8 protein-coding genes are annotated in these 13,954 nt (G+C 57.0%); 5 read left to right on the top strand and 3 right to left on the bottom strand.

The genetic code is table 11. The features are described from left to right. Nucleotides 1-684: 684 nt before the first annotated feature. The 4 genes from FHS27_RS19165 (at nucleotide 685) to FHS27_RS19150 (ending at nucleotide 8,338) form a co-directional block, all read left to right on the top strand. The gene (locus FHS27_RS19165) at nucleotides 685-1,722 is read left to right on the top strand and encodes a transporter (RefSeq protein WP_184306476.1); all 1,038 of its coding nucleotides are present in this window, start codon (nucleotides 685-687) and stop codon (nucleotides 1,720-1,722) included. Nucleotides 1,723-2,039: 317 nt separating this feature from the next. Further along, nucleotides 2,040-5,003: a hsp70 family protein gene (locus FHS27_RS19160; protein ID WP_184306475.1), complete on the top strand. Its 2,964-nt coding sequence runs from the start codon at nucleotides 2,040-2,042 to the stop codon at nucleotides 5,001-5,003. Nucleotides 5,004-5,384: 381 nt separating this feature from the next. Further along, on the top strand, nucleotides 5,385-6,593 hold the full coding sequence (locus tag FHS27_RS19155) for a DUF6786 family protein (RefSeq protein WP_184306474.1): 1,209 nt from the start codon (nucleotides 5,385-5,387) through the stop codon (nucleotides 6,591-6,593). A 185-nt stretch (nucleotides 6,594-6,778) separates the two neighbouring features. Further along, a complete protein-coding gene (locus FHS27_RS19150) occupies nucleotides 6,779-8,338 on the top strand; it encodes a Ppx/GppA phosphatase family protein (RefSeq protein WP_184306473.1) in 1,560 nt (519 codons plus the stop codon). 58 nt (nucleotides 8,339-8,396) lie between these two features. Here the strand turns inward: FHS27_RS19150 and FHS27_RS19145 are convergent, their stop codons facing one another. Further along, nucleotides 8,397-9,305, bottom strand: coding sequence for a carbon-nitrogen hydrolase (locus tag FHS27_RS19145; RefSeq protein ID WP_184306472.1), 909 nt, complete (start codon nucleotides 9,303-9,305; stop codon nucleotides 8,397-8,399). Here FHS27_RS19145 and bioD point away from each other — a divergent pair. Further along, the gene (gene bioD / locus FHS27_RS19140) at nucleotides 9,304-9,975 is read left to right on the top strand and encodes a dethiobiotin synthase (protein WP_184306471.1); all 672 of its coding nucleotides are present in this window, start codon (nucleotides 9,304-9,306) and stop codon (nucleotides 9,973-9,975) included. The genes FHS27_RS19145 and bioD overlap by 2 nt on opposite strands. A 123-nt stretch (nucleotides 9,976-10,098) precedes the next feature. Here bioD and FHS27_RS19135 read toward each other — a convergent pair whose 3' ends face one another. Both FHS27_RS19135 and FHS27_RS19130 read right to left on the bottom strand, forming a co-directional pair. Further along, nucleotides 10,099-11,637, bottom strand: coding sequence for an HlyD family secretion protein (locus tag FHS27_RS19135; RefSeq protein WP_246420172.1), 1,539 nt, complete (start codon nucleotides 11,635-11,637; stop codon nucleotides 10,099-10,101). Then, nucleotides 11,637-13,880: a peptidase domain-containing ABC transporter gene (locus tag FHS27_RS19130; protein ID WP_184306470.1), complete on the bottom strand. Its 2,244-nt coding sequence runs from the start codon at nucleotides 13,878-13,880 to the stop codon at nucleotides 11,637-11,639. Before FHS27_RS19130 ends, FHS27_RS19135 begins: the two co-directional genes overlap by 1 nt. Nucleotides 13,881-13,954 lie beyond the last annotated feature (74 nt).

Raw genomic sequence — 13,954 nt, 5'->3', positions numbered from 1 at the left:
GGCGGTATCTTGCTCATGCAAGTATTGGGGCAGAAAACCGATCCTCGTGTCCAGAGAGATCCTCAAATTTGTTGCACCGCCCCGTGAACGGTTACCCCCTGACGTAGCATCCCGGCTTGACGAACCGCCGAAGCGATCACGCCATCGTGCTTGTTGCGTAGCCGTTTGAAGCGCTCCCGATCTGTATGGTCGAGCGACTCAGTTCGCAAAATTTCAGGCTCACTATCGTCGAAGCCAATCGATCGAGTTTCGATTGAAACAGGAGACGTCAGTGTTCAAGCGACGCAGGCGTTTCTCGAGCGATTCTGCCATTGACGAGATATCGTCACCTCGATCGTGAAACGCTGCCAACTCGAGGTGCAATCGACGATCCGAGACGCCTTGTGCCGAATATTTCAGACGAATGAAACCGGAGTGCTGCCTCGAAGGGCGAGCCGTTAACAAATCACGGTTAAGAAGCCCAACAATTTTGCCGTCGGGGAAATAAAACCGGAAGTAGCGGCGTTCGTTTTGAACGATTAGCCCCGATTCTGTTCACTGCGGGAGATCTAACGGTTTTGCGGCCTGGAGAATTCGTCCATCGCGGAACGGAGCGTTTTTCACCTCTGATGTTCGCGTCTCGTACCGATACCGTTTGCGTGAGGAGTCGGACACCGCGAGACGGAAAAGTTTACGGAGTTGGAAATGTTGAAATTACATGGATTGGTAACAGGTGTCGTGTTGGCGGCACTCTCGTGCCCGTTGGTTTACGCGGACGGTAATCTCCGATCGAGAGCGGACAAGCACGCTCCCGCCGGCTTGATGGGTGATCATATCCACAAACCGGGCGAATGGATGGTCGAGTACAAGTACATGAATATGTACATGGAAGACAATCGAATCGGATCTCGAACCGTCTCTGACGCGGATGCGATCGCGTACGGCGCGACGAGCAACCCGATCACCAACCGCATGGCAACGCCGACACAGATGACGCATGAAATGCACATGCTCCACATCATGCGAGGCATGACTGACGACATCACGTGCTACACCATGATCATGTTACCCAGTATTACGATGGACCATCTTCGTGGTCCGGGGGCGGGGCCGATGGAAGGGACGTCCTTCACTACGCACAACAGCGGATTCGGTGACACCACAATCGGTGCGTTGATGCGGTTGTATACCGATCACAACGACGACTGGATTTTGAATTTGGCCGGTTCGATCCCGACGGGGGATATTTTTCGGACATCAACGATCCCGACCGGTACTACAACGCCGTTGCCTTACCCGATGCGACTCGGTTCGGGCACGTTTAACGCGCGCCCCGGACTGACGTGGAAACACTACTGGGATTTTGGCTCGTTTGGCACCCAATTGCAGACCGACCTTCCAATCGGCCGCAATTATCGCAACTACAGCGTGAGCGATGAGTTCCGGCTCAACCAGTGGTACAGCCATCTGATTACGGATAATTTTTCGGCCAGCATCCGAGTCGAAAACCTGTGGCGAAACAACTACGGTGGAGCTGATCCGATGACGCCTGACATGGGCATCAGCACGAACGTCGAAAGTTTCCGTGGCGGGTATTGGTTGAATCTCGGGCTCGGAACCGCTGCGTTGGTCAACGGACACCTGCTCAATGTTGAGTTCGTTCCGACGTTGCACCAAGACCTCGACGGGATCCAGCTCGAAACCGACTGGACCATGGCCGTGAGTTGGTCAAAATCGTTCTGACATCATGACGCGGTCGAATATCTGGCAGTGGGACTCGGCAACCGAGACGATGGGTCTCGTCATTGGCCAAATGATTTGGCGAATTCCGCTGCGGCTCCCACCTGACACTTCCAGAATGAAGTGTCAGACTCGCAGCCGTAGTACCGTCACCGTCATCAGGCCGTTCCCCGTGTTTTAACGAATGTCGCGAAGGGCTGAACTCCCGGTGAATTTTCACGTGTTTGTGTCGTACTGAGACGTTGTTTCGGCCCTCTGGGGGCCACGGACTGAAGGGTCTAAAATGCTGGTTCACACCGTTTTTCCTGCTTTGATTTCGCATGCCTGATCCCACCGACTCCCCAATCGACGCCTCTCCCGATTCCGACGAAATGGTCGCCCCGCGATACTGCATCGGGATCGATTTGGGCACCACGAATTGCGTGTTGTCCTTTGTCGACACTCACGCGGAAACCCGCCGCGTGGAAGTGTTCGCCGTCCCGCAGTGGGTCGATCTCGACACGCTGGAGTCTCGCACGACGCTGCCTTCGTTTCACTACACGCTCACCGAGCCTGAAATGTCGGCGGCGATGACGGCGAAAGCGAACCGGAAGCTCGCGCGTTATCTCGTTGAGCCGCCGGGTGAACGTGTCGGCGAATATGCGAGAGTGGCGGGGTCGGCTCATCCGGGGCGATTGATCGCGTCCGCGAAAAGCTGGCTCTCACACGAGGGAGTCGACCGGTCAACGGACCTCTTGCCGTGGCATGGCGATGCCGACGTGGTCAAGAAGTCACCGATGGCGGCTTCGGCGGCCTATCTCGCTCATCTACGTTTGGCTTGGGATGACGCTCATCCGGATTGGCCGATGGCGGATCAGGACGTGGTCATCACCTTGCCCGCGTCGTTTGACGAAGTCGCTCGCGAGTTGACGGTCGCCGCGGCCGCACACGCCGGGTTGCCACGCATTCAATTGATCGAAGAACCGCAGGCCGCATTCTACGCGTGGCTGGACCGCCATGCTGACGATTGGACCGAACGGGTGCGTGTGGGACAATTGATCCTCGTGTGTGATATCGGTGGCGGCACGACTGACTTGACGCTAATCCGAGTGCGCCCTGCGACCGCGAAAACAGCCAGCGGCCACGACGGGGCTGATGTGGAAGTCGACGGTGCCGCATTGCAGTTTCACCGAATCGCTGTCGGCAAGCACTTGATTTTGGGCGGTGATAACCTCGACCTAGCGATTGCGAAATCCGCAGAAGCTCAACTGGACGCACCGCTGCCCGCCCGGCGGTGGCAACAACTCGTCGCGGGGGCTCGTGGCGTCAAAGAGTTAATGCTATCTCCCGGCCGACCGTCGGAGACAACCATTCATTTGTCGGGGGAAGGATCGTCGTTGATTGGCGGTTCGGTATCGCTGACGGTGACGGCGGAGCAAGTCGATCAGGTGTTGCTCGATGGTTTTTTCCCGGACGTTGCTTTGGATGCGACGGTGATCGGCGGACAAAGCGGTTTCCAGGAACTCGGTTTGCCCTACGCGGCGGACCCCGCGATCACGAAACATCTTGCCGAGTTCCTGCGCACTCACCGCGAGACAGGACTCGATGACGAGACAGTTGACTCACGACGCGTTGATCTCGTTCTTTTCAATGGCGGAGTGCTTCGCTCGACCGCGATTCAAGATCGTTTGATCGCCTGTTTGACGCGGTGGTTTGGCGACGACGATCCGCAATGGAAGCCCGAAACGTTGCAATCACCGAGGCTCGATCTCGCGGTCTCGCAAGGGGCGGCTTACTACGCGTTGGTTCGTCGTGGCGAAGGCGTCAGGATTGCCGCGAACCTCGCTCGAACTTACTTCATGCAGATCTCGCAATCACCGGCGAGAGCGGTCTGCATGATTCCGGCGGATGCTCAACCCGGACAAACGTATCGAATCGACTCGTTGCCGATGGAACTTCGAATCGGTGTCCCCGTCAGTTTTCCGCTTTGGGTTAGTAGTACCCGGCTGGCCGACCCACCTGGCGAAGTGGTCGACATCGATCCCGCGGAGATGACCGCGTTACCACCTATCCACACGGCGCTGCAGGATCGGAAACGCAAGAAGGAGACCACGTTACAAATTGTTATTGAAACGCAACTGACTGAAATCGGGACCATCGGGGTTTACTGCGTCGCGGCACCGAATGATCCTTCCGGAAAGCCATCCGCGGTCAACTCCGAGCCGCCGACGACGGGCCGAGGATCGCGAGGGCGATGGAAGCTCGACTTTGATATTCGCGCGACACTCGAAACCGATCGAGAGGCTCACGAAGGTGGCGGTGAGGCGTCAGGAATTGTTGATGAGGAAACGCTCGAATCGTGCGAACGAGAGATCGAATCGGTTTTTGTTCACGCCAACGAGAAACCGGCCAAACTCGTCAAACGTTTGCAGTCGACGCTCGAGCTGCGCCGCGACGATTGGCCACCGGTTTTGCTGCGTGGGATTTGGGAATGTTTGATTCGGGTCGAACCTCACCGGCGACGCTCACCCGCGCATGAATCGCGTTGGCTGAACTTGCTCGGTTATTCGCTGCGACCTGGTTACGGTGTCGCCGTGGATGATTGGCGAACGGCTCAAACGTGGCGAACGTTGTTCGGCAAAATCGCTCACGACGATCCACAAACGCGAGCCGAAACGATGGTTCTTTGGCGACGGATCGCGGGAGGTTTGACCGAGGGCCAGCAGGCTCAGTTGGCCAGTGTCTTGAAACGTTCGTTGACGTACGGCGGACTGCGATCGGAATCGGCAGAGGCTTTCGAGGCGTGGCGGTTAGCAGGATCGCTCGAGCGATTACCCATCCAAGATAAACTCGATCTTGCGCGAGCCGCCCTAACGCAGCTCGAGCGAAAGAAAGCGAGGCCGTTGTACCCCGCTCTCCTGTGGGCGATCGGCCGCATGGCGACCCGCATCCCTTCGTACGGCCCTCTCAATCTGGTGATCGGTACGCGAGATGTCTCCAACATTTTAAAGCGACTCGTCGACAGTCCCGCGTTGCGTGTTCGTTCGGACGACGAGAGCGAATCGGGACACGCATCACAGATCCACGCGGCAGCGTCGCTCGCCCTAACGCAGATTTCTCGGCGTTGCCACGATCGGTTTCGTGATATCGATGACGCGGATCGGTCGCGAGTGTTGCGAGAACTTCAAACCCTCGACGCACCTTCACACTTCCTGCGTTTGGTCGAAGAAGGCGGCCAGTTCGATCACGAAGAGCAGGCGGCGATCTTTGGTGAATCGCTGCCGTTGGGAATCGAATTGCGATAGGCAACGTTGCTCGCCCCAAAGCCACATTTCACGCGATCCCCAAATGTCCCCTGCGACACTTGGTCACCATTTCGCGAGCAACGTGAGCGACCGCTCAACGGCCGAAGCATCGCCTGCCGCAAATCCACAATAGGATGCCGCATAAATGTATTGTTTGAGTGCGATCGGCTATCAAACTTAGTATCATCTAGATCCACATGAGCCCCCATCTCCGATCGCAATCCGTGTTGTCAAAAAATGCGTTTAACGCAGTTGAGCCAACACCATTTTGCATCAATCTCACGCAACCAAAGACATTAGGCGATGACGAAATCTATTCTGCGATCTAGACACAGTTTGAATTCCTGTCTCCTAAGGTGGGCGATACCGCTCCTGTTAATCATGAATACGATCGCAACGACTGACGCCCAAGATTCGAACACATCAACGGTGCCCTTCGTTGATGACGTGTCATTCTTGAAAGAACACACTGACATCGTGCTGCTTCGAGAAGGTAGTGCCGCGATCGCGGTCGCTCCGGCCTACCAAGGCCGAGTGATGACGAGCAGCTACGACGGGACTCGCGGGCCGAGTTTCGGTTGGATTAATCGTCCGGTCATCGAGCGTGGTTTGATGTCAGACGAAGAACGCGCGGGCCGACTCGAAGAACACATCTACATCTTCGGTGGCGAAGAACGTTTCTGGCTCGGCCCCGAGGGTGGCCAATTCGCGATTTTCTTCCAACCGGGCAGTCAGTTTGAATTTGAAGACTGGACGACTCCTTCGGCGATCGACACCGATGCCTATCGGTTGGTCGAACAGTCAGAGAGTTCCGCGACGTTTGAACACGACGCAGAATTCGTCAACTTCAGCGGAACTGAATTTCACGTCGGCATCCGTCGGCGGGTCGCCATGCTCGGACGCGATGAAGCTCGTGATTTGATCGGTTCTGATTTGCCCACCGGCCTTCAATTCGTCGGTTACGAAACCGACAACCGGATTACCAACCGCGGCGACAAGGCTTGGTCACCCGAAACGGGCTTACTGTCCATCTGGATGCTCGGAATGTATAACCCGTCACCCGAGACGACGGTCGTGATTCCTTTCAAAGCGGGTGACGAAGCGGAACTCGGACCGAAGGTCAACGACACTTACTTCGGAAAGGTTCCCCCGGAATACATTCAGGTTGAGGACGATGTACTGTTCTTCAAAGGTGACGGGACTCGTCGTGGCAAAATCGGGATCAGCCCCGCCCGCTCGAAAGGAATCGCGGGTAGCTACGACGCCGCTGGTCGAGTCTTGACGATCCTGACCTACAACGTCCAAGACGCTCCCAACGGATTCGTTAACTCGATGTGGGAACACCAAGACGAACCCTACGCGGGCGATGTGCTGAACTCGTACAACGACGGATCACCCGCACCGGGAGAACCGCCGCTCGGACCATTCTATGAACTCGAGTCATCCTCACCTGCCGCTGCTCTCAAACCCGGCGAGATGATGAAGCATGTCCAACGGACATGGCACATCCAAGGCGACGAAGCCACACTCAACCCGATCGCGGTTCGTTTGCTGGGTGTTGTACTCGACGAGATCCGAAACGCGTTTTAGCACGCGTTCTGGATCGAGCGTTCTGGATTTCGCGGGTTCATCGACGAGAACGAGCACGCGTTTCTTGAGGCGTGCGCGAGAGCGTCCATGGCCGTCGCCCCTCGCAAACTCGAACCGTTGTCATGTCTTCGTCGATTCACTAGGCTCTGAAGTCCACCTAAGGTCGGCGAAATTGCGCGACCGACGTGTCGCTTCTCTTTAGTTTCAGTGAGACAACGATCGAAACTCCCACGCCGCAAATCGAACTCGGTCAAGGTCGGCTTCAAACCCTCGTGCCGATCGCTGTCATTGACATCGGATCTAACTCCGTTCGCCAGGTGATCTACGAAGGACTGGCGCAGGCACCGTCGGTCCTGTTCAACGAAAAGGTCCTCTGTGGACTGGGACGCGGAATGGTCCACAGCAATCGGCTCAATGAGAGCGGTGTCGATCGAACTTTCTTGGCACTGCGTCGCTTCCGTGCCTTGGGCGAACAACTGAACGTCTCGAAAACTCACGTGATCGCCACCGCGGCGGTACGTGACGCGGAAAATGGCAAAGAGTTCATTGAGAATGTAACGCGGATCACCGGTTGCCGTGTCGAAGTGCTGACCGGCGCGATGGAGGCTCGCTATTCCGCGATGGGGATCCAGAGTGGATTCCATCGCCCCACGGGAATCGCGGGCGACATCGGCGGCGGTTCTCTCGAACTGATTACCGTTGATCGAGAACTCGGTGAAGGCGTGACGTTGCCGTTGGGCGGTTTACGTTTGACGGAATTGTCGGGCGGTTCGCTCGCGGAGGCAAAGAAGATTGCCCGAGCAAACCTCAAGGAGGTGACATTAAACTGGCCCGGCATCGAGCGGAACTTTTATGCGATCGGCGGCACCTGGCGTTCGCTCGCCAAACTGCACATCGCGAACAAAAACTATCCACTGTCGCTTGTTCACGACTATGAGTTGTCGGCCGACGAAATGATGGACTTTTGCAAGTTCATTGCGACCAACGACGTGTCTAAGATGAGCGGGATCGATGCCGTCTCGCGAAACCGGCGCGATCTATTGCCCGTCGGTGCCGTCGTCATGCGAGAAACTCTGCGGGCGTTGAAAGCGGATCGGGTGGTGATGTCGTCGCTCGGTCTTCGCGAAGGCGTGCTGTACTCGATGTTGTCGGCCGAGGAACAAGCCCACGATTCGCTGCTGGTGGCCTGTCGCGATCTCTCGACACTGCGTGCACGAAACCCCGAACACTGCCAAGAACTCGCAACGTGGACTGAGAAGGCGTTCGCGACGCTGGGGATCGATGAATCCGATAACGATCGTCGTCATCGCGAGGCATCGTGTTATCTCGCGGATATCGCGTGGCGTGCCCATCCGGATTTCCGGGCCCAACAGTACATGGGCATCATCGCAAACGCCGGTTTCGTCGGGATATCACACGAAGGACGCGCCTACTTAGCAATGGCGAACTACTACCGCTACACCGGTCTCGGCGCCAAAGTCACTCCACCCACCATCGCAACGCTCGCCTCACCGATCGTTCAGAAAAAAGCACGCGTGTTGGCGGCCATGTTCCGCGTGCTGTATCTCTTCTCCGCGACCATGCCTGGCGTGATCTCGCAACTGCAGATCCGCAAAGATGACAGTGGCGGAGTCGTGATCTCGATACCGCAGGCCATCTCGGACCTTCGTGGTGAACGTCCCAGCGAACGGATCCGCCAACTCGGAAATGAACTCGGGGTTAACGTGACCCTCGAAGTCGTCTGAAAACGCGAGCAAACGAGTTCAGTCAATAACACACGAGTTCAGTCAATAACAAACGGGATCAGTCTATAAACCGACGCGTCAGGTCACCGTAGGCGTCGACGCGGCGATCACGCAAGAAAGGCCAATGCGTTCGCACGACGTCCATTTCTTCCAATGAACATTCCGCTGAGATGATTCCGTCCGTGTGATCGTCACCGCGACTGAGCAGTTCGCCTCGCGGGGACGCGATAAACGAGTTTCCCCAAAATTCAACCCGCCCCTCAATCCCGACACGATTGGGCGCCCCCACAAAGATGCCGTTGGCAATCGCGTGAGCCCGCATGCTGGTCATCCATGCGTCGAGTTGCCCGGCACCGAATTCATCCTTCTCCTCGTCGATCCATCCGATCGCGGTCGGGTACAAAAGGATGTCGGCACCGGCGAGAGCGAACAGTCGCGCCGCCTCGGGGTACCATTGGTCCCAACAGATCCCGACGCCCAATTTCGCGTACCGGGTTTTGATGATGTTAAACCCGTTCGGTTTGTCGGGAGCCACTGACACACCGGGTTGAGCGGCATCGCCGGGTGTGAAATAAAATTTTTCATAGTACAACGGATCATCTGGAATGTGCATCTTGCGATACACACCCGCGGTCGAACCGTCGGCATCGAGCACAACCACCGTGTTGTGATAGACGCCCGCGGCTCGTTTTTCGAACATCGGACACACGATTACCACCTGCAAGCGAGCGGCGAGTTCCGCGAGCGAGTCGGTCGTCGGCCCCGGAATCGATTCGGCGAGATCAAACATCGTATGATCCTCCGCCTGACACGGGTAACAGGTTGCAAAGAGTTCTTGCAAACAAATGACTTGGGCGCCCTCCGCAGCGGCCTTTTCAATCCATGAGGTTGCGGCGGCAAGAGAGGCGGACTTCGAACCCGCGTCTCGCATTTGAATCAGCGATAACTGGACTGTAGGAAATTTCATGGCGATGGATGTCTATTTTTTTACTGGAACCGGCACCGACGTCGGTAAAACATACTGCGCGTCACGGTTTGCCGAAACGAGTCTTGCCGCGGGCAAACGTGTCGGCGTCTACAAGCCTGCGGCGAGCGGATGTGAGCTCGGATCCGGTGGTGAATTGATCGCCCGCGACGCTGAACTCCTTTGGGAATCCGCGGGCCGCCCTCTCACCCTGCACACCGTGTGCCCGCAAAAATTCAAAGCCGCGATCGCGCCTCCCGAAGCCGCCAAGGAACAGGGTGAAACGATCGATGAGGTCGCATTCTTCTCCGACCTTCAACCGTGGATCGAACTTGCCCCGGACGTGTTGATTATCGAGGGCGCCGGCGGCTTGTTCAGCCCGCTGTCGGATTCGATGCTGAACGTCGATTTCGCACTGCAGCTGCGTGAGCAACTGACCGAGATGAAAACCGTGCTCGTCGCGGCCAACCGATTGGGAGTCATTCACGACTGCATCGCCTGCGTCCACGCGGCCAACGCCGCGGGACTGTCGCTCGACAGGATCCTCCTCAACGCCTTCGCGGCCGACGTCTCAGAGCCCCACGATGAATCGCTCCGTACCAACGCACCACTCGTGCGTCGATGGACAGGCTGCCCCGTCGTCGAGGATGCCGCGGGCCTACTTTCCGAGTAACGGCTCAAACGGCGTGTGCCGGATGTCCCGCTGTGGGAGAACCGGCAGAAGGAGAACTCGCCTCCTGCCGCTGACAATCACGCACCTCGCTGTGCGGCGAAAGGCATCTCAGACCAACGTGCGTTACAGTTTCACCTTTGGCGGTTTCGACTTGTTTGTGTCTTTCGCTTCGTTCTCCACCATCGGCGGGAACCCGTTCATGTTTCGCCAAATTTCGAACCACAACGGAACTTCGTTGATCAAGACCCATCCGTTCGTACGCACGCCTTGCCGCAGATACCGATCTTCGGGCCAATCGCTGTTTTCTTCCGGTTTGACCAGCACGCGAAACTTGCCCTTCCCGTTGTCGGTGGCGTCAACCGAAATGACTTCGCCGCCAAACGTACCGACCGCAACACTCGGCCAACCCGCGAACTGAACCGCAGGCCATCCTTCGAACTGCAGTCGAACGTGACGTCCCGTGCTGACCAAGGGCGCATCGTTGCCGTCGAGCCAAATTTGGACCGCACGATCGGTCGTGTCGGGAACGATGACGCAGATCGGATCACCTTCCTTCAGTACGGCACTGCCCGGATTGGGAACAATCTGAGTCAGATAACCGTCCACCGGAGCACGAATCGTTTGATTGGCTTGGCGAGCGATCTTGGTGTCGGTATCGAGCAGATCCTTGCGAGCCTTATTCAAATCCGAAGTCGCTTTCGCGATCTCGCTTTCGACCTTTGACACGTCGCCTTCGGCTTTGTTCAGCGTCGACCGAGCATATTCAACATCCGCTTGCGCCTTTTGTTCTTTGGCAGCTCGGTCACGTTGTTTCTCGTTCAGCGCCGCTTTCGCCGCGTCGAGGTTCGCTTCCGCTTGCGCGACTTTTGCTTCGGCCTCGCGGAATTTTTGCTCCGCCTGTTGGAACTTTAACTGCGACGCGATCCGTTCTTCAAACAGAGTCCGTTGACGCTCGTAGTCCGAACGTGCTTGCGTCAACGTCGCTTTCACTTCGGCGAGTTTCTGTTCCTGCGAGACCACCTTCGCCGTGGAGGCTTCGATCGCCGCATCCGCAGATGCGATGACTTGCTCTTTGACGCTTTCATACGATTTGACCTGGGACCGTAGCGTTTCGACCATCGCCTCCGCGTTGATCGCGTTTCGTTTCGCCGCAGCCACCACGTTCTCGAGTGATTGAACCTGAGCGCGGCCCGCATCCCGCTGCGACTCCAGTCGACTCATGTAGGACTCGTCGAGGTCGCGAATCTCGACAATCACTTGGCCCTTATTGACGTGAGCATTCTCGAAGATGCCCTCGCCGAACGCGATGATGCGTCCTTTCGTTGGTGACTGAATCGTCTGAGTTCGATCGGCGGGCGTGTATGCGATCACCGTACCACTGCCCTTGACCGATTGCTGCCACGGCGCAATCGCGACGACCAGGAAGCCCAAGACGATCAGAACGACCAAAGTCCGACCGATCAGGCGAGCCTTTTTGGACGAACGTGTCAGCTTCAGCGCAGGCATCGCCCGTTCGTCATACGCTTCGGGCAGAATCATCGAACGGCGCCGCGGTCGCAACAATTTCTGTTTGTCCGATTTCGGCGGTGCTGCCTTGGTTCTGCGATCCAAAACCTTCGGCGGATTGATTGGTGCTGGCTGCGGGTCGGTAGATGTTTTCATCAAACTTGCCTCTCCGGCTTTTCAAATGGCGTTTGCACCGATACGGCATCAGGACGCAAATCAATCGTTTGATCGCAACGCTCGGCGATCCAACGCCTCCCCGTCGCAACCACCAGTGTCCAAGGACGGTCTGGCCTTAACAAGGAGTCCAGAATCAACTCCGCCTCCGTGTCACTCAACGAATCGAGTACCCCGTCGACCAACATCAGATACGGCCGGCTGGCAATCGCTCTGGCAATCAGCAACAGTCGTACCTGATTGGATGCCAACGGTGCCCCGCTGCTGGTCAGGTGAGTTTGCATGCCTTCGGGCAACGCGTTAACGATGTCCGCGATCCCCACCGCTTCGAGTGCATCCTCGACATCTTGGCCCGACACGTCCGTTCGCTGAACGTGGATGTTTTCTTCGACCGTCGACGCGAACACTTCGCCGTCTCGCACCAATTCCACATGATTCCAAAAGTCATCCGAGCGGAAATCACTCGGCTGCGTCGCGTCGACGAGGACCTTTCCCGATGACGGACGACGGACACCGTAAATCAAATCCAACAACGTCGACTTACCGGTCCCCGAACCGCCAAACACCGCGGTCGCTCCTCCCGGCGGTGTCATCGATGTCACCGGTGTGAACACGGGCGAACCGCCACCTCGGCGATACGTCACATGACTCAGTTCAATCGTCACGGGCTCGTCGTCGATCGAGTGCAGCACGGTTCCCTGGCGAGCCAAGGGCAAGTCGAACAGGGCACCGAGTTTGTCCACCGACGCGAGCAGATCGTAGAAGCTTTCGAAGTGCTTGCCCATCTTCGCGAACGCGCCGACGATGATCGCGACAATCAACTCCGCGGCCACCAATTGTCCCAGCGTCAGCTCGCGAATGATGACGAGATAACCGCCCAGCCCCAGCAGCACGGTGCTGGCGATCGCCTGCAGACTCAACGCGAAAAGGATTTGCCGCAACAGCACATGGAAATGTCGCTTGCGATTGACGAGGTAATCGTGAATCAATCGATCCGATCGACTCGCCGACAATCGCTTTCCCGCCGCCGATTGAAACGTGGTCTGGCACCGCGATACGTCTTCCAACCAAGCCGCCATGTAGTATTTGCTTTTGGATTCCTGCACGGCCGTCTTCACCGCACCACGTCCCAGCACGATGATCAAAAACGCAATTGCCACGACCAACAACGCGTCAAAGCCTAGCAGGAATGGATGATAGAACGCCAACACGACCATTCCGATTGCGGCGCTCATGAGCAAACCGATCCCATCCAATAACAAAGTCGCGGACGTCTTTTGGACCGTCACGACGTCGAAGAATCGGTTTGTCAATTCGGGCAAGTATTTGCCATCAGTTCCCTCCACGGAAACACGCGGCAATCGGTGTGCGAGATCCCCGGCCACGCGTGCAAACAATCGTTCTTGGATGACCTCGACGATGTACGTCTGCAACGCTCGAATCGCGGCAGAGAACCCGAGGAAAAACATGAGGATCAACGCCAACACCACGATGGGCTGAACAAACCGTCCGAACGCGACCGTATTGACGAGCGCTTCCACCGCGATGGGCGTCGCCAGGGTGAACAAGCCAACGACGAAAGCGAAAACGATCACCAGCCAGATGTCCGACCACTCGGGACGTAACAAGTGGACCAAACGAGTCAACGGCTTCATCGGTCCGGTGGAGGAACTGTGTCCTCCCGTGACGGACGTTTCCCGCCAATCAAATGCGATACATCGAATGCGTTGATCTTCGGCCAACGGTTCTAAGCGACGACGAAGTTCTCGCTCAGAGATGGTTGATTCGTCGCGGCGATCCGATGCCCAATAATGCGTGCGAGACTTCTCGTCTTGGTGCAGCAACAACCATCGCGGGAATTCGCCGCCGGCCGCATGGTCAATCCCGTCACTCTCCGGCGTAACAGCTTCATGTTCGCCGTGATAAAACGTGACAACGTCGGCCCCGTCACCGATCAACCGCACGACCTGATCGATCGAACAATCCAAAACCGCCGGACGCAACTGAAGAGCAGTCGCCGCGTCAGTAAATATCTGCCACCAATCGCCCGGCAGACTCCCCTCGTGGCTCTCCAGGGTCAGGTGAAACGTACGCAAAATTGTCGTGCGTTCCATCTTCACACGATCGCGAACCAACCGATCGAGCGTAGCGGCTCCCTCACCCGCGAGCCTTCGGCGGGCGGCCGGTGCGACGGGAATCGAAGAGGAATGGAAGGAATCGGCCATGGAATGGATCGCCTGAGAACTCAATACACGAAACATTTGTCGTGAATGCTTTAACGCACTTTAGCTATTTCTAT

This window comes from Aporhodopirellula rubra, from assembly GCF_014192335.1.
Classification (GTDB): Bacteria; Planctomycetota; Planctomycetia; order Pirellulales; family Pirellulaceae; genus Rhodopirellula; species Rhodopirellula rubra.
The sequence above is the reverse complement of the archived record's forward strand: the minus strand, read 5'-3'. Positions and strand labels throughout refer to the sequence as shown.